The sequence below is a fragment of the Streptomyces sp. NPDC096013 genome (assembly GCF_044763565.1).
In the GTDB taxonomy this organism is placed as follows: Bacteria; Actinomycetota; Actinomycetes; order Streptomycetales; family Streptomycetaceae; genus Streptomyces.
Genome location: NZ_JBIWGK010000007.1, coordinates 298,047 through 314,633, shown reverse-complemented (window position 1 = coordinate 314,633; position 16,587 = coordinate 298,047). Strand labels below are relative to the sequence as shown.

At 72.6% G+C, this 16,587-nt stretch carries 16 protein-coding genes and 1 tRNA gene; 10 read left to right on the top strand and 7 right to left on the bottom strand.

Going from position 1 to position 16,587, the window contains the following annotated elements; genetic code table 11:
- Positions 1 to 53: 53 nt before the first annotated feature.
- From ACIRB1_RS24975 to ACIRB1_RS24965, 3 genes are read right to left on the bottom strand one after another with little or no spacing between them, the layout of a single operon-like run.
- Complete coding sequence (locus ACIRB1_RS24975) at positions 54 to 1,475, bottom strand: sugar transferase (RefSeq protein ID WP_352182476.1); 1,422 nt, start codon at positions 1,473 to 1,475, stop codon at positions 54 to 56.
- Entirely contained in the window at positions 1,472 to 2,647 is a 1,176-nt protein-coding gene (locus tag ACIRB1_RS24970) for a glycosyltransferase (protein ID WP_403467027.1), read from the bottom strand. The genes ACIRB1_RS24975 and ACIRB1_RS24970 overlap by 4 nt, the downstream gene beginning before the upstream one ends.
- A 54-nt stretch (positions 2,648 to 2,701) precedes the next feature.
- Positions 2,702 to 3,781 carry a DUF3344 domain-containing protein gene (locus tag ACIRB1_RS24965; protein WP_403467026.1) on the bottom strand — a complete coding sequence of 360 codons (1,080 nt, stop codon included), beginning with the start codon at positions 3,779 to 3,781 and terminating at the stop codon, positions 2,702 to 2,704.
- 253 nt (positions 3,782 to 4,034) lie between these two features.
- Here ACIRB1_RS24965 and ACIRB1_RS24960 point away from each other — a divergent pair, with 253 nt between their 5' ends.
- The 7 genes from ACIRB1_RS24960 to ACIRB1_RS24930 all read left to right on the top strand — a co-directional run bounded on the left by ACIRB1_RS24960 (position 4,035) and on the right by ACIRB1_RS24930 (position 8,487).
- Positions 4,035 to 4,274, top strand: coding sequence for a chaplin (locus ACIRB1_RS24960; protein ID WP_352182479.1), 240 nt, complete (start codon positions 4,035 to 4,037; stop codon positions 4,272 to 4,274).
- Between the two features lie 258 nt (positions 4,275 to 4,532).
- Entirely contained in the window at positions 4,533 to 5,213 is a 681-nt protein-coding gene (locus ACIRB1_RS24955; protein WP_403467025.1) for a hypothetical protein, read from the top strand.
- A gap of 235 nt (positions 5,214 to 5,448) precedes the next feature.
- Positions 5,449 to 5,739: a hypothetical protein gene (locus ACIRB1_RS24950; protein WP_329554820.1), complete on the top strand. Its 291-nt coding sequence runs from the start codon at positions 5,449 to 5,451 to the stop codon at positions 5,737 to 5,739.
- A 126-nt stretch (positions 5,740 to 5,865) separates the two neighbouring features.
- A complete protein-coding gene (locus tag ACIRB1_RS24945) occupies positions 5,866 to 6,363 on the top strand; it encodes a DUF5949 family protein (protein WP_352182481.1) in 498 nt (165 codons plus the stop codon).
- 164 nt (positions 6,364 to 6,527) lie between these two features.
- Positions 6,528 to 7,043 (top strand): hypothetical protein, encoded by a 516-nt coding sequence (locus ACIRB1_RS24940; protein WP_403467024.1) that lies wholly within the window; start codon positions 6,528 to 6,530, stop codon positions 7,041 to 7,043.
- A gap of 159 nt (positions 7,044 to 7,202) precedes the next feature.
- A complete protein-coding gene (locus tag ACIRB1_RS24935) occupies positions 7,203 to 7,637 on the top strand; it encodes a tyrosinase family oxidase copper chaperone (protein ID WP_403467023.1) in 435 nt (144 codons plus the stop codon).
- Positions 7,621 to 8,487, top strand: coding sequence for a tyrosinase family protein (locus tag ACIRB1_RS24930; RefSeq protein ID WP_403467022.1), 867 nt, complete (start codon positions 7,621 to 7,623; stop codon positions 8,485 to 8,487). Before ACIRB1_RS24935 ends, ACIRB1_RS24930 begins: the two co-directional genes overlap by 17 nt.
- Before the next feature lie 80 nt (positions 8,488 to 8,567).
- On the opposite strand, the gene ACIRB1_RS24925 is transcribed toward ACIRB1_RS24930, so the two are convergent.
- Positions 8,568 to 8,867 (bottom strand): chaplin, encoded by a 300-nt coding sequence (locus ACIRB1_RS24925; RefSeq protein ID WP_352182485.1) that lies wholly within the window; start codon positions 8,865 to 8,867, stop codon positions 8,568 to 8,570.
- Positions 8,868 to 9,064: 197 nt separating this feature from the next.
- Between ACIRB1_RS24925 and ACIRB1_RS24920 the strand changes: the two genes are divergently transcribed.
- Entirely contained in the window at positions 9,065 to 9,607 is a 543-nt protein-coding gene (locus tag ACIRB1_RS24920; RefSeq protein WP_403467021.1) for a DUF2087 domain-containing protein, read from the top strand.
- 102 nt (positions 9,608 to 9,709) lie between these two features.
- Here ACIRB1_RS24920 and ACIRB1_RS24915 read toward each other — a convergent pair whose 3' ends face one another.
- From ACIRB1_RS24915 to ACIRB1_RS24905, 3 genes are all read right to left on the bottom strand, one after another.
- Complete coding sequence (locus tag ACIRB1_RS24915; protein ID WP_403467019.1) at positions 9,710 to 10,669, bottom strand: D-2-hydroxyacid dehydrogenase family protein; 960 nt, start codon at positions 10,667 to 10,669, stop codon at positions 9,710 to 9,712.
- A gap of 40 nt (positions 10,670 to 10,709) precedes the next feature.
- Positions 10,710 to 12,248 carry an APC family permease gene (locus ACIRB1_RS24910; RefSeq protein ID WP_403467018.1) on the bottom strand — a complete coding sequence of 513 codons (1,539 nt, stop codon included), beginning with the start codon at positions 12,246 to 12,248 and terminating at the stop codon, positions 10,710 to 10,712.
- A gap of 268 nt (positions 12,249 to 12,516) precedes the next feature.
- Positions 12,517 to 12,589: transfer RNA gene (locus tag ACIRB1_RS24905), tRNA-Arg, on the bottom strand.
- A 322-nt stretch (positions 12,590 to 12,911) separates the two neighbouring features.
- On the opposite strand from ACIRB1_RS24905, the gene ACIRB1_RS24900 reads away from it, so the two are divergent.
- Positions 12,912 to 14,519: a dynamin family protein gene (locus ACIRB1_RS24900; RefSeq protein WP_352182489.1), complete on the top strand. Its 1,608-nt coding sequence runs from the start codon at positions 12,912 to 12,914 to the stop codon at positions 14,517 to 14,519.
- A gap of 3 nt (positions 14,520 to 14,522) precedes the next feature.
- The gene (locus tag ACIRB1_RS24895) at positions 14,523 to 16,523 is read left to right on the top strand and encodes a GTPase (protein WP_403467017.1); all 2,001 of its coding nucleotides are present in this window, start codon (positions 14,523 to 14,525) and stop codon (positions 16,521 to 16,523) included.
- Positions 16,524 to 16,587: the final 64 nt, after the last annotated feature.

The following is a 16,587-nucleotide window of genomic DNA, read 5'->3' as shown; positions in this document are numbered from 1 at the left end:
GTCGGACGTACGGGCAGGGCGGTGGCGGTCCTGCGGACTCGGTGGGTCACGGCTCAGCTCCCGGTCGGACGTACGAGCGCGGTCACCGTGCGGGCCAGGATGCAGACGTCCTGCCACAGCGACCAGTTGTCGATGTACGCGTTGTCGAACCGGCAGCGGTCCTCGATCGAGGTGTCGCCGCGCAGCCCGTGGATCTGGGCGAGGCCGGTGATGCCGGTCCGCATCCGGTGACGGGCCGCGTAGCCGGGGTAGGTCTGGCTGAACTGGGCGACGAAATAAGGGCGTTCGGGACGCGGGCCGACCAGGCTCATGTCGCCGGAGAGGACGTTCCACAGCTGGAGGAGTTCGTCCAGCGAGGTCTCGCGCAGGAAGCGGCAGAAGCGGCTCATCTGCGGCTCGCGCGCGACGCTCCAGCGGGTGGCCGCCTCGTGCTCGTCGACCGGGCGGTGGGTGCGGAACTTCAGCAGGGTGAAGGGGCGTCCGTCCTTGCCGATGCGCTCCTGCCGGAAGACGACACCGGGTCCGTCGGTGAGCCGCAGGACCACCGCGCACACCAGCAGCAGCGGGCTGACCAGCAGGAGCAGGGTGCCCGACACCAGCACGTCCAGGGTCCGCTTGCCGAGGCTGCCCGGCCGCCGCGAGCCCAACTCCAGCCTGCGGCAGGCGAATCCGGCGAGCTGGTCGCGCATCTCGTAGGAGGGCGAGTCGGCGTCGACCTCCCACACCGCGCAGCCCGACTCCGCCAACGCCCGCAGCAGCGGCCCGTGTTCGGACCGTACGGAGGGGTGGACGGTGAGGACGGCCCGCACGCCGTTCTGGATGAGGGCCCGCTCGACCTCCTCGCCGGTGGTCAGCACGGGCAGGCCCTCGGCGCCGTCCGGGTGGTCGGCGACGATGCCGACCGGCTCGATCCCGCAGGCCGGGTGGCGCAGTACGGCGGCGGCCACGCGCTGCGCGGTCGTCGCCGGGCCGATCACCAGGGCGGAGCGGGGGTGGCTGCGCAGGGCCTTGCGGCGGCGCCGGTGCACCGCGCCGCGGGCCGCGCAGCTCGCCGCCGTATGCAGGGCGAAGCCGAGAAGCAGGGTGCGTGGGGACAGCGCGCGGTCGGGGTCGTAGGCCGCGGTGAGGGCACCGACGGCGAGCCACGCGACGGCGATCCGGCCGCAGACGGCGGGCAGTTCGTCGAGGACGCGCGGTACGGCCCGGGGAAGGTGCGGGCGCAGCAGTATCGACCCGGCGATCAGCAGGGCCACCAGGAGCGGGCGGCGCCGGCCGCCGGTGAGCGCGAGGGCGCCCACCACGGCGGCGGTGAGGTCCGCGCCGAGCAGCGGCAGCGGTGAGACCGGTCGCGCGGGCGGGCGGTGGACCGGGAACCGGAAACCGCCGCCGGTTCGGCGGGGGATGACCGAGAGGTTCGAGAATCCGAGGTCCCGTGGCTGTCCGCCGGGGGAGGGGACGGTGCTTTCCGCAGTCACGAGTGGATGGACTCCCTGCACTCGGTGGGCACGACGGGTTTGCCGCCGAGGAGGTCGCGGTAGACGCCCGCGACCGCTTCGGCGGTGTGCCGCACGTCGTGCGTGGACTGGACGTGCCGGCGTCCCTGGTGGCCGAGGGACTCGCGCAGCAGCGGGTCGAGCAGCAGCTCGGCGACGGCTCCGGACAGCACGGCGGGGTTCTCGGCCGGGACCAGGCAGCGGGGCGCGAGAGCGGCGGGCAGGCTCTCGCGGGCGCCGGCGACATCGGTGACGACGACGGGCCGCCCGCAGGCCATCGCCTCCAGCGGGGCCAGGGCCATGCCCTCCCAGCGCGAGGGCAGCACCACCAGGTCGGCGGCCTGGTACCAGGGCCTGGGATCGGACACGGCTCCCGCGAACAGCACGGATTCCGGGGCGAGTCGGCGCAGCGCGTCCCGGTCGGGCCCGTCGCCGACGAGCACCAGCCGCGCCCTCGGCACCCGCCGCAGGACCTCGTCCCACGCCGTCAGCAGGACGTCCTGGCCCTTCTGCCGGCACAGCCGCCCCACGCACACCACCAGCGGCGCCGCCGGATCGACCCCGGCGAGCTGCTCGATCCCGGCCCGTACGGTGTCCACGGCGGCCGGGTGGAAGCGCTCGGTGTCGATGCCGTTGGGGATCACGCTCCAGCGGCCCGTGACCCCGGCCCGCAGACCGGTCGTACGCTCCGCCTCGCTCACGCACACCGTCCGGGTGGCCCAGCGGGCACCCCGGCGCTCCCAGCCGGTCGCGAGGGTGGCGGTGATCCCGCCGACCGCCTCGAACGACCAGGCGTGCGGCTGGAACACGGTCGGAATCCGCCCCCGCACCGCGAGCCGCCCGGCCAGTCCGGCCTTCGCGCTGTGCGCGTGCACCAGGTCGGGCCGCACCTCCTCGACCACCCGGGCGAGCCGCCGTACCTCGGAGACGAGCGCGGGACCCGGTGACCGGGTGGCCCCCCACAGGCGTACGTCGGCGCCGAGCGCCCGGACGCCGTCCGCGAGGGTGCCGCCCGCCGGGCAGGCGACCGTGACATGCAGGCCGGACGTGAGCTGAGCGCGGGTCAGATCCGTGATGACACGGGCGACCCCGCCGTCCACGGGCTGGGCGAGGTGCAGGACCCGTGGTCGAGGGTCGGTGGCTGGCTGGTGCATTGCGCGGTTTCCTCGCTCACGGGTGGCGCTCGGGACTGCGGGCGGGAACGCGCCTCACTGCTGGGCGTCGACGGCGACGAAGAGCGCCCCGAACCACGCCTCGTCCCGGTGGGAAACGAGCCGGAAGGCCAGCTGGTCACCGCCGGGACGCAGCGCCTTGCCGAGATCGAACACATCGGAGTCGTAGCCGAGCGTGTTCGCATACGCGGGCACACGCTCCACGGGCGCCGCCTGAGGGTCGCTGATCGTGGAATTCAGCACGTCATCACGGGGGTTGGCGCCGTCGCCGAGCGCGATGGCGTTCGTACGACCGGCCGTGAGCGTGAGTGAGTCCCCGGTGCGGCCGCGATCCCCGTTGTACGCCACCACGCCCGCGCGTCCCCCGGCGTGCGCGGGCACACGCACCCCGCGCAGACGGAGTTCCGCGCCGTTACGTGCGCCGAGTGCGTCGAAGCCGTCCCACAACTCCAGCCGTCGTAGCGGCTCCTGCGGCTTCTCGTACGCGACGACCAGGGTCCAGCCGCCCCACGCGCCGGCCGCGGACCTCCCCATCGCGGTGTTGACCTGGGCCACGGTGTAGAGGCCCGAACCGCTGTCCCGGACCAGCTTGGTGACGTCCGCCGAGGCCTGGAACGCGTCGGCGCCGCCGGCCACCCGGTGGCCCACGACCGTGTCCGCGAGGACCGCCTTGTAGGCGCCGCCGGGCTCCGCGATCAGCACCCGCCCGTCGTCCTTGGGCGGCTTCTGCTCGCCGACGCGGAGGTTGCCGCCCCAGTACAGCCGGGCGTACGTGGCCCGGGCGCCCTCGGGCAGCCGGACCTCCGCGCGCGAGGAGTTGTAGGTGTTGGGGTCGCTGTCGACGTCGACGTAGAACATGTCGAAGTCGCCGTTGACCGCCGCCTGTCCCTTGCGTACGGCGGGGCAGGCGGCCGAGTTCCCGCGGCAGCTGATGGAGGTGTTGGCCGCGCGGACGATGCCGCCGTGCTGGAGCGCGTGGTAGCGCTGGGCGAACGGGACGCGCCCGGCCTCGGGGGCGGGTGGGGCGGACGCGGCGGCGGCCGGGGCCCAGATCGTGGCGAGGGCGAGGGCGCCCGTCGACGCCCGGCGCAGCAGCGGGCCCAGGGAATTGCGCATGACCGGCGTTGCCCTTTCGGGAAGTACGGCCCCTATGTGCGATCTGATGGCTATAGGGGTACTTCGGGAGGTGCGCAACTCTAGTGGCTATCCGTATTAATCCGGCGAAACCTGGCAAGTGTGTCGGAATGGTGAAGTTCGCCCTCCGGGACATCACTCCGTTGGCGGCACAACCCCCGTGGGAGTCGCGCGTTGACACAGCGCCGGGCATCCCCGCCCGGGTGTTTGTTTCAACCCCAAGGAGCACCTCTCCATGTCGCGTATCGCGAAGGGCCTGGTCCTGACCTCCGTTGCCGCCGCCGCCATGGCGGGCACCGCCGGCATCGCCGCCGCCGACAGCGACGCGCACGGCGCCGCTGTCCACTCCCCGGGCGTGCTGTCGGGCAACGTCGTCCAGGTTCCGATCCACATCCCGGTCAACGTCTGCGGCAACACCGTCAACGTCATCGGTCTGCTGAACCCGGCCTTCGGCAACACCTGCGTCAACGGCTGACGTCCGCGCGCATCCCTTCGGCCGGCCGTTCCCCCGTGGTTTCCGCGGAGGGGCGGCCGGTTGGCGTTGGGGCGTGTTGCCCCGAATGGGCGGTAGCGGCTCCGGTCCGGCGTCACGGTCTTGACATGGCCCTCACCAGGCACGACGTCGCACCCGGGCCTGACGGGCGGTCACCCGGCGCGTTCGACCGGTTGCAGATGGTGGTGAGCGCTTTCACGGTGGGCTCAAGATCCGAAGCACCACCGAAAGGAACAACCCATGCGTGGTCTGCCCGCACGGCGCGTCGCGTCCTCCGTGCTCTGTGCCACCGTCCTGATCGGCATCGCCGGCCCCGCGGCCGTCGCGGCCGACAACGACTCGGCGCGGAAGCACGTCCACGCCGCGTCGAGCGCGCCGGTACCCAACGCTGACGCACTGCTCGCCCAGGTCAAGAGTCTCGGCGACGTCGGCGGCGTCCTCACCCCCGTCACCGACCTGCTGACCCAGGCGCTCAAGGCCGACAACGGCCAGCTCTCCGCCGACAAGGCGAAGTCGCTGGGCGACGCCGTCACCGCCGCCATCGCCAAGATCACCGCGGCGGCGCCCGCCGCCCCGGCGGTCCCCGCGACGCCTGCCGCGCCCGCGGTTCCGGCCGTGCCCGCGCTGCCCTCGCCCAAGAGCGCCGACGACTCCAAGGCCAAGGCGCCCGCCGACCTCGCCGGTGACGCGCTCGCCTCGCTCCAGAAGGCGGTCGCCACGCTGCTCGCCGCGGTCACCTCCGGCAATGTCGCCGGTGTCGTCCCGGCGGTCACCGGGGTGGTGACGGGCCTCGTCAACGTCGTGGCGGCCACGCTGCTCGGCAGCGGTCTGCCCGCGCCGAGCCTGCCGGGTCTGCCCGCGCTGCCGTCGCTCCCGTCGACGTCCTCGCTCCCGGCCGTTCCGTCGGTCCCCGCCGTGTGACACGAGCGGTCGCGAAAAGGCCGCCGGGCCGGTCCCCTTTTCCGGGGTCGGCCCGGCGGCCTTTTCCGGGTCACGGCCCTTTCATATGAGGATGGGAAACGCCGATGAGACACACCCCGCATTCGGGTGGGCAGCAGAAATTTTCTGCGCACGGGGTTTCCGCCCCGGCAGGAACTCGTTACACACGGCGACAGAATTCGCTCTGGTGACATGAGTTGCCGAAGAAAGGAACACGATGAAGTCCCTGAAGGCTGCCGCTGTCGTTGCCGGGTCCGTCGTCCTCGCCGGTGCCGCCGCGCCCGCGTTCGCCTACAGCCCCGCCGACGTGACGCCCACCAGCCTCACCGGCGCCGTCAACACCCTCACCAGTGGTCAGCTCCAGCCCGCCGACGTGATGCCGTTGCAGCACCAGTCGGACGCGCTCGACACCGAGAACAAGGGCTCCGCGCTCAACACCGTCAAGGGTGCGGCCGGCGCGCTGAACCAGCACAACCCGCTGCTCGGCGGTCTGCCCCTGCAGAGCTGAGTCTCCCGGTGCTGTTCGAGGGGCGTCGAGAGGCGTCCCTCGTTCGTGTGGCGGGGCGGCCGCGCCATCGGCCGGACGGGTGAGAACGCGTCAGGTGGTCTTCCGGCCCGTCGATAAGGTCGCGCGGTGACCTCAACCTCAAGCGAAACGCGTCCCTTCCGCGTCGCCGACCTCGGCACCCTCGTCGTCCTGGCGTGGAGCGGCGAGGCCCCCGACGGGGACATGCCCTACCTCCTCGCCTACACCCTGGGCGACGCCGCGGACGGCCCCGAGGCCGCCAGTGCCGCCGTGGAACGGCTGCTGACCGACAACCAGCTCCCGGTCGGGGGCAACGTCGTCGACGGCTCCACCAGGCCCAGCCTGCCGATCACCATGCTCGTCGAGGGCGGGCAGGCCGTCCTCAACATGCCGCAGCTCAACGCCCAGTGCGTGCCGCCGCCCGAGTGGCTCGCGGCGGTCGGCGAACGCGGCTTCGCCTACCTGGTGTTCACCACCCGCCCCTGGCCCGAGGCCGAGCCGGGCAAGGCCGTCACCCCCGAGGCGCTGGCCGAGTTCGCCGGCTCCGAGGAGACCCTGAACGCCGCCGCGCACATCATCCTGCCCGCCCGGAGCCTGCGCGGCTGACGACCGGACAGCGGGCGGGGATCACGAGTTCCGGCCCGCTGGCGGGAATTCCGGAAAAGCTGACTACTACGGCACCCGGGGGAATCTTGAACTGATGTCCTCCCCGGCCTCGTTACCCGGTCAGCACGCAGAGCCTCCGCATTCCGAAAGGGACCGTACTCGAGATGAAGTCGACCACCCGAGGAACCATCGCCGCCGTCCTCACGGCCGTCGCGGCCGCGGCCGGTGCCGCCGCGACCCCCGCCGCCGCGCTCGGCTCGGTTCCCGTGCCCGTGCCGCTCGGGGGCGCGGAGAGCGCCCTCGGCATGGAACTCCCCAAGCTGGGCGGGGAGGTGCCCGTGCCCATGCCGGGCACGCCCGAGGGCCCGCGGTACGTCGAGGGCCGCCTCATCCCCGAGCGGGTGCTGCCGCAGCTCCCGGTCCACGGCGGCCTCCCCGGCGCCGAGCTGCGCGCCCCGCTGCCGCACATCCTCGGCGACGGCTTCGACCACCTCGGCGTCAGCGTCCCCGCCTCCGACCTGCGCACGATGGCCCCCGGCCTGGCACTGGACGCCCCGCTGACCCCGCCGAACCCCCACAACTTCGGCCTCCCTGACCTGAAGGCGCCCCAGCTGGGCGTCCTGGCCCCGGTGCTCCAGACCGTGCCGGGCGCGGACCTGGTCACGGGCGCCGGCCTCTGAGCCGTAGCGCGGGAAGGACGAGGGCGGCCGCGGGGCCGGAGCGGATGAGGGCCCGGGTGTGCGACCCGGGCCCTTCCGTTTGCCGGGGTGACGGTGACCGCACGGGGCGCCGGGCGGTTAGGCCCTCGAACGAGCCGTAACGGACGAGGGAGTTGGGCCATGAGCGTGAGCGTCGGCGGAGTGCGGGTGGGCGGGGCGCCGGTGAGACCGGGACCGGTGCGCAGGACGCGGCGGGAGGCGCTGCGCGGGGTGTTCGGCGCCGCGCTCGCGGTGGCCCTCGTGCCCGTCGTCGCGGCCTCGCGGCCCACCCGCTCCGGCGAGGACCCGGGGGACACCGCCTTCGACGAGACGTACCGGGGCCGCCGGCTCCACGGCGTGCTGAAGGACGGCTGGCAGGTCACCGTGGACGGCCGGCCGCTGCATCTGATGCGGCGGGCCGACGGCACCTGGCTGAGCATGGTCGACCACTACCGCTCTTACCCCACCGCCCTGGCGGCGACCCGCGCCGCCGTCGACCAGCTGAGCCCCGGCCGGGAGTTGCGGGAGGCGGACGCGCCGATGCACATGGGGGGAGACCATGGCGTACACGCGTAAGGACGTCAGCACCCTCACCGCCGGCGAGAGACGGCGGTTCGTGGCGGCGCTCCTGGAGATCAAACGGCGGGGCGAGTACGACGAGTTCGTGCGCACCCACATCGAGTACTTCGTGCCCGACGGGGAGTACGGACTGCGCTCCGCGCACATGGCGCCCTCCTTCCTGCCCTGGCACCGGCAGTTCCTGCTCGACCTGGAGCGGGCGCTGCGCCGGGTCGACTCCTCGGTGACCGTGCCCTACTGGGACTGGACCCGGGACCGCTCCGCGACCGCCCTGCCCTGGACGAAGGACCTGCTCGGCGGCACCGGGCGGCGCTCCGACCACCAGGTGACGACCGGGCCGTTCGCGTACGCGGCGGGCAAGTGGAAGCTCACGGAGAACATCACCGACGAGCCGTACCTCACCCGGGACCTGGGCCGCGCCGGCTCGCCGATCGCGCTGCCGACGAAGAGCGACCTCGACAGGGCGCTCGCCGACCCGGTCTACGACGTCTCGCCCTGGGACTCGACCTGCCGCACCGGCTTCCGCAACCGCCTCGAAGGATGGGGCACCGGGTCGGGCAGCTCGTCCTGGCGCAACCACAACCGGGTCCACAAGTGGGTCGGCGGCGTGATGCTCGGCGGCGCCTCCGTCAACGACCCCGTGTTCTGGCTCCACCACGCCTTCATCGACCTTCAGTGGTCGCGCTGGCAGAGCAAGCACCGCGGCGCCCGCTACCTCCCGGCGAGGCCCCCGGGGGCGGGCGACGACCAGGAGGGGCGGATCGTGGCCCGGCAGCAGAAGATGCCGCCGTGGGACGTGACGCCGGAACAGCTGGAGGACGTCAGCGGCATCTACCGCTACGGCTGACCGGTCGCGGACACGGGAAGAGCCCCGGCGCCTGAGGTGCCGGGGCTCTTCGCGTACGTCCGTCCGCGGGTGCGGTCGGGTCAGTGGCCGTAGCCGTTGCCGCCGTAGCCCGGGCCGGGGTGGCCGGGGTGGTCGTGGCCGCTCACGTTGGCGCAGGTGTTGCCGAACGCCGGGTTCAGCAGGCCGATCACGTTGATCGTGTTGCCGCAGACGTTGACCGGGATGTGGATCGGGACCTGGACGACGTTGCCCGACAGGACGCCGGGCGAACCGACGGCCGCACCCTGCGCGCCCGCGTCCGCCATGGCCAGGCCGGCGCCGCTGAGCGCCACGGCACCCGTGCCGAGGGCGACCACGGCCGCCTTCGCGATGCGAGACATCACGTTCTCCTTTTGTTCGATGAGTGCGGTGGCAGGACTCGCCGCCGCACTTCGGGTTCAACGCGGCGGCGCATGGCTGGTAACGGCGCGAACGTGGGGATCACTCTTGGGGAACACTGCTTCGAGCGCCGGGATCGGGTGTTCGGCGGCCGGAAAACCGGTGCCCCCGGCGGCCGGATGTCCACTAATCTCCGGCCATGGCAACCGACCAACTGTTCCGTCTGTTCGCCGAGCAGAACCGGGTGCGGGCCTTCGCGGCGGTCGCCCTGGGCGCCGAGACCTCCGAGCAGGTCGCCGAGGTGGCGGGCCTGACCCCGAAGGGCACGGCCCTCGCGCTGCTGCGGCTGCGCGAACAGGGCGTGGTGAAGACCATGGACGACGGCGAACTCCGCGTCGACTACGACCTGTTCAGGAAGCTCGCCCGCGAGGACACCGAGCCGGTCGAGCCCGGCCCGGTCACCGGCGACGAGCACACCGACATGATCCTGCGGACCTTCGTCCGGGGCGGCCGGCTCATCCGCCTCCCGGCCCAGTGGACCCGCAAGCAGGTGGTGCTCCAGCACATCGCCGAGCAGACCTTCGAACCCGGCGTCGAGTACCCCGAGCGCACGGTCAACGAGAAGCTGCGCGCCTGGTGCGAGGACGGAGAGGTCGACCATGTGACGCTCCGGCGCTATTTGGTGGACCTCCACCACCTGCGCCGGAGCGAGGGCGTCTATCGTCGTCCGACCGCCGCCTGAGAATCGGACCGCTCCACGGCAGCCGTCGTGCGGTCCGTGGTCCTTACGGCAGCCGTCGTACGGTCCGTGCTCTCCGCGCCGGCTGTCTACGGTCCGCGGTCTCTACGGCAGCTGTCGTACGGGTGAACCCGCCAGGTAGGCCTGGATGTTCTCGACCGCCTGGCCGTAGTACGTCGTGTAGTTGGCTCGCGAGACATAGCCGAGGTGGGGGGTCGCGAGCAGGCGGGGTGCCGTGCGGAGCGGGTGGTCGGCGGGGAGCGGTTCGGTGTCGAAGACGTCGAGGCCCGCGCCCGCGATGCGGCCCTCGTGCAGGGCGGTGAGCAGGGCGTCCTGGTCGACGATCGCCGCGCGCGAGGTGTTGATCAGATACGCCGTCGGCTTGAGAAGGGCGAGTTCGGCGGGGCCGAGCAGGCCGCGGGTGCGGTCGCCGAGGGCGAGGTGGACCGAGACGAAGTCGCCGGTGGTGAGCAACTCCTCCTTGGACGCGGCGCGTTGGACGCCGACCTCGTCCGCGCGCTCCTTCGTGAGGTTCTCGCTCCACGCCGTGACGCGCATGCCGAAGGCCAGGCCCACCTGGGCGACGCGGCTGCCGATCCTGCCGAGGCCGAGGAGTCCGAGGGTGCGGCCGTGCAGGTCGGCGCCGACCGTCTGCTGCCAAGGGCCGCCGTCACGCAGGGAGTTGGCCTCCTCGACGATTCCGCGGGCGAGGCCGAGCAGCAGGGCCCAGGTGAGTTCGACGGGCGGGGTCGAGGAACTGGCCGTGCCGCAGACGGTGATGCCGTGGGCCCGCGCGGCGGCGTAGTCGATGACCGTGTTGCGCATGCCGGAGGCGATCAGCAGCTTCAGGCGGGGGAGGCGGGCGAGGAGGGAGGCGGGGAAGGGGACGCGTTCGCGCAGGGTGACGACGATGTCGGCGGTGGCGAGGGCGGCGGCCAACTCGTCCTCGCCGCCGAGGTGTTCGCGCAGGCTCACGACCTCCACGGTGTCCCCGAGCGGCGACCAGTCGGCGAGTCCGGTCGCCGCGTTCTGGTAGTCGTCGAGGACAACACAGCGCAGGGGCACGGCAGTTCCTTGGGTAGGTTTCCGGTGATCGTCCGGAACGCTACTCCTTGTCCAACGAGAGGGAGTTGGCCGTGCGGGTCGGCTTGCCCAGGGCCCAGAAGAGGACGCCCAGCAGCATGAAGCCGAGCAGCGGTACGGCCTCCGTCAGCAGGTACTTCCAGCGCTCGGCGTGGGTCCAGCCGTCCGGGGTGTAGTCGCCGCCGAACCAGTGGTCGCCGAGTCCGGGCGCGACCAGCTGCACGCTGGCGAACAGGATGAGCAGCGTGAGGACCGTGCTGATGGTGCGGGGGAAGGGCGCCTTGTAGGGGCGGGGGACGTCCGGGGCCTTGCGGCGCAGCACCGCGAGGGCCGGGAAGATGCCCAGGTAGCTGACCAGTGTGGTGGACACGGCGAGACCGAGGACCGCGCCGAAGAGCTTCGCCGCGCTGCCGCTGGTGAGCTGGTGGGCGAGGACCAGGACCAGGGTGGAGACCAGGCCGCTGAGGATGTTGACCCGGACCGGTGTGCCGAAGCGGCTGGAGATGACGCCGAGGAAGCGGGGCGCGGCGCCGTCGTAGCCGGAGACGGCGAGGGCGCGGTCGGAGCCCATGACCCAGGTGACGCCGGAGGACAGCACCGTGAGGATGAACAGGACCGCGGCGATGTCCCCGAGGACCGTGCCGGCGCCGCTGCTGGTGACGGTGCCGTCGGCGGCCACGTCACCGCCGTAGACCGTGAAGACCTGGCGGATCGCGTCGAGGAAGCCGCCGAGGCCGCTGATGGCCTTGACCGGGAGGACGAGGAGGATGCCGAGGATGGGGAGGGCGTAGAGGAGGACGGCGAGGGCGGCGCTGCGGAAGATCGCGAAGGGGACGTCCTTCTGGGCGTCGGTCATCTCGTCGCCCGCGGTGTTGGGGAGTTCGAAGCCGACGTAGTTGAACATCAGGACGGGGACCAGGCCGACGAAGCCCACGTACGTCGGGGAGAAGTCGCCGGGGCCGAAGCCGTGCAGGCCGTGCTTGACGCCGTAGATGACGACGGTGACGGTGAAGAGGCCGAGGAGGACGAAGCGGCTCCAGGCGCCGATGGTGGGAATCCACTTGCCGACGTCGAAGGAGAGGATCGCGGCGAGGACGCCCACCCAGATGAAGACGAGGGTGAAGACGTAGAAGGCCGGGGTGCTGAGGTCCTTGCCGTCGTTGAAGAAGGTCGTGTACGCCGTCGCGGCGGAGACGGCGAGGGTGCCGCCGAGCCAGACCGGGTTGGTGATCCAGTACAGGAAGTTGTTGACGGCACCCGCGAGGCGGCCGAAGGCGCGGCTGGTCCAGATGTACGGGCCGCCTTCCTCGGGGAACGCGGCGCCGAGCTCCGCGATCAGCAGCGCCGAGGGGATGAAGAACACCGCGGCCAGCACGATGAGCCAGGTGAAGGCCTCGGCGCCGGAGGAGGCCACCGTGCCGATCGTGTCGAGGCCGACGATCGTGCACAGGAGGAAGAACAGGATGTCGAAACGGCCGAAGTGCTTGCGCAGCTTCTCCCGCTCGGTCTGGGCGGCGGTCGGCACGCCGGCCGACCCGGAGTCGATCTGACCAGCGGCCACCGGGAGCTCCTGAGGGTAGTGGGGACGGCACGGGCGGGGTCGGGGTGGGGTGGAATCCGGCCAATGATCGGGCGCCCCGGCGGAAGCCACAAGCGGGTGGGGCCAAGTCTTGACCATGACGTATCCACCGGGCCATATCGGAAACCGTGCCGAAACATGCGGGAGATCAGGCCAGATCCGGTCAGGCCAGATCCGGTCAGGGCTGCCGGCTTCGCGAGGCGGACATAAAAAAAGCCCCCTGCCCGGCTTGCCGGTCAGAAGGTGTGTGCGCCCCCGGCAGGACTCGAACCTGCGGCCAAGCGCTTAGAAGGCGCCTGCTCTATCCACTGAGCTACGGGGGCCGGGTGTGTGGCCTCGGTCGTGGTGTGCCCGGGTGTGGGCCGGTCCGTGACGTTGCCGGGGACAAGGATAGGGCTCCCGGGTCCTTGTCCCTGTTGCCTCACCTCCGTGGCTCGATGTGGAGGTTCGGTGAAGCGGTCCTGATAATCGCAGGCAGGTACGAATCGTGCATCGCTTTTGGTGCCCGGCGCCACCGGTGTTGTGCACTCGTTATGCCTGGACTGTGCCCATGCCCCAGTCATCCCTTCCGTCCGTTGTGTTCTGTCGGCGCGCAGACATGCTCATATGCTTCAGAATTCCCCCAAAATTGGGCATTCTTCACATGTGGTGACCTTGGACGTACGGCCTCAGCTGCTCGACGCACTCTCCGCCCTGCGCGACCGTGTCGCCGCCGCACGCTTCCCGCTGCCCCTGGCGGGGGCTCCACGCGCGCGTGCCAACCGCGACGAACTGCTCGCCCAGCTCGACGACTATCTGGTGCCCCGCCTGAAAGAACCCGAAGCGCCGCTGCTCGCCGTCGTCGGCGGCTCCACCGGCGCGGGGAAGTCGACCCTCGTCAACTCCCTTGTCGGGCGCCGGGTCAGCGAGGCCGGCGTGCTGCGGCCGACCACCCGCACCCCGGTGCTCGTCTGCCATCCGGAGGACCATCACTGGTTCAGCGGCATGCGGGTGCTGCCCGACCTCACCCGCGTGTGGGTGCCCCATCAGGACCCGGCGGACGAGTTGCTCCTCCCCGGGGAGGACGGTATGCGCGTGCTGCGGATCGAGACCGCCGACACCCTCCCGCGCGGAGTCGCCCTCCTGGACGCGCCCGACATCGACTCCCTGGTGGCCGACAACCGCGTGCTGGCCGCCGAACTCATCTGCGCCGCCGACATCTGGGTCATGGTCACCACCGCCGCCCGCTACGCCGACGCCGTGCCCTGGCATCTGCTGCGCACGGCCAAGGAGCACAACGCGACCCTGGTCACCGTCCTCGACCGGGTGCCCCACCAGGTGGTCTCCGAGGTCTCGCGGCAGTACGGCGCCCTCCTCGCCAAGGCCGGCCTCGGTGACGTACCGCGCTTCACGGTGCCCGAACTGCCCGAATCCGCCTGGGGTGGCGGACTGCTTCCGGCCAGCGCCGTGGCCACCCTGCGCAGCTGGCTCGTGCAGCAGGCCCAGGACCCCGGCGCCCGGAACCAGTCCATGGCCCGCACGGCCTACGGCGTCCTCGACTCCCTCAAGTCACGCATGCCCGAACTGGCCAGTGCCGCCGCCGCCCAGTACGCGGCCGCGCTCCGGCTCACGGCCGCCGTCGAGGGGGCGTACGACAGCGAGCACGCGCGTGTGCGGAGCCGTCTGAACGCCGGGGCCGTGCTCGCCGGTGACGCGCTGAAGCGCTGGCGCGCCTTCCCGCTCGACTGCTCCGCCGGCGAACTGCTCGACGCCCTCGCGGAGAGCCTCGCCGCCCTCCTGCTGTGCGCCGTCACGGCCGCCGACGAGCGCGTGGACGACGCCTGGCGGCGCGAACCCGCCGCGGGTGCCCCCGGGCTCACCGACCGCGATCCGTCGCTGGAGAGCGCCGAACACCGCATCGGGATGGCCGTACGGCGCTGGCGGCGCGAGCTGGAGGAGTACGCCGAGGAGGAGGTCGGCGACCTCGACCGGAGCGTCGCGTCCGACCCCGAGGTGGTGGCCGCGCTGGTCGCCACCGCGCTGCTGGGCGGCCGCAGGGCACGCTCCGCGGGCGAGGGCCTCGCCGAACGGATCGGCGCCCACGGCGCGCTGCGGCTGCGCGACCGGGCCGGACGGCTGCTCAACGACCACCTGGACCGGGTCGTGCACACCGAGCGCGAACGGCGGCTCGCCCCGCTCGACGCCCTCGACGTGCACCCCGAACCCCAGGCCGAACTCATCGCCGCGCTGTCCGTACTTCAGAAGGAGAGGTGACCGGTGACTGCCGTCACTGACCAGGACCACACGGACGAGAGGGACCACGCCGGGCACACCGGGGACGCGGTCGCCCACCAGGACGAACACCGCGAGAACACCTCCCCCGGAGAGGGCGATCCGGAGGCAACTCCCGGTAACCGTCCCCCCGTAGACGACGCGGACGAGGTGAGCGACCTGAAGGACACCGACGACCACGCACGCGTGCCGTCCGACGCCGGAAGCTCCGGCCGTACGGAGTCCAAGGCAGCCGCGGACCCGGCGGACCCCGAGGAATCGTCCGGCTCCTGGGACGACGGGCTGATCGCGCGACGGGTCAACGAGACCACCGCCGCGCAGCAGGCCGCCGCCCTGGAGATCCGGGCCTCCCGCGCGCAGGCGGCCCACGCCTCGCACGTCCCGCACGTCCCGGCCCCGTTGGCGTACGACGGGCCGCTGCGGTCCCGTCTCGACGCGCTGCGGGAACTCGTGGGGCTCTCCCGCACCCGGCTCGACAGCGGCACCCTCGCCGAGGCCGGCCGGGTCCTCGACGAGGCGGCCGCGCGGCGCAGGCTCTCCGGGCAGCACACCGTGGTCGCCATCGCGGGCGCCACCGGCAGCGGCAAGTCCCAGCTGTTCAACTCGCTCGCCGGAGTGGCGATCTCGGAGACGGGCGTACGACGGCCCACCACCGCCGCGCCCATCGCGTGCAGCTGGAGCGACGGCGCGGCCACCCTCATCGACCGGCTCGGCATCCCGGGGCGGCTGCGCCGACGGCCCCTCCAGAGCGCCGAGATGGAGGCGCAGCTGCGCGGGCTCGTCCTGGTGGACCTGCCCGACCACGACTCGGCGGCGGTCGCGCACCGCGAGCAGGTGGACCGGGTGCTGGCCCTCGTGGACGCGGTGATCTGGGTCGTCGACCCGGAGAAGTACGCCGACGCGATCCTCCATGAGCGGTATCTGCGGCCGATGGCCGGCCACGCGGAGGTCATGTTCGTCGTCCTCAACCAGATCGACCGCCTCCCCGGAGAGGCCGCCGACCAGGTCCTCGACGATCTGCGCCGGCTCTTGGACGAGGACGGCATCGCGCTGGGGGAGTACGGCGAACCCGGCGCGACGGTGCTCTCCCTGTCCGCGCTCACCGGCGACGGCATCCCGGAACTGCGCGAGGTTCTGGGGCAGTTCGTGGCGGATCGTGGAGCAGCCGCACGGCGAATTTCAGCCGATGTCGACGCGGCCGCCTGGCGACTGCGGCCCGTCTACTCCACCGGGCGGCGCACCGGGCTCAGCGAGGAGGCGCGGGACGAGTTCGCCGCGCGGCTCGCGGACTCGGTGGGCGCCACCGCGGCGGGCGAGGCGGCCGAACGCGCCTGGCTGCGCAACGCCAACCGGGCCTGCGGCACCCCCTGGCTGCGGCTGTGGCGCTGGTACAACGACCGGCGCGAACCCACCACCGGCCGACTGCCCATCCGCGCCCAGGCCGACGAGGAGGCCACGGCACGCCAGCGCGTCGAACAGGCGGTGCGCACGGTCGCCGACCGGGCCTCCGGCGGGCTGCCGGCGCCCTGGGCACAGGCGGTGCGCGAGGCGGCCGTACGCGGGTCGCAGGGGCTGCCCGAGGCGCTGGACGAGCTGGCGGCGCGGGCCGGGCTGCCGGTCGGCCGGCCACCGCGTCCGGGCTGGTGGCCCGCCGCGGTCCTGGCACAGGCGTCGATGACGATCCTTCAAGTCGTCGGCGGGCTGTGGCTGGTGGGCCAGATCGTCGGGTTCATGACGCCGAACCTGGGCGTGCCGGTGCTGCTGATGGTGGCGGGCATCATCGGCGGCCCGCTCGTCGAGTGGAGTTGCCGCCTGGCGGCCCGCGGCCCCGCCCGGCGCTACGGCCTCGACGCGGAGCGCCGCTTGCGGGAGGCGGCGGCCGGGTGCGGCCGGGCGCGGGTGCTCGATCCGCTGGCCGCGGAGCTGCTGCGGTACCGGGAGGTGCGGGAGCAGTACGCGCGGGTCACGGGGGCGGGCGTCGGGTGACGCGGGGCGGGGGAAACGGGGGGTGACGCGGGGGGTGACGCGGGGGGTGACGCGGGGCGGGTGG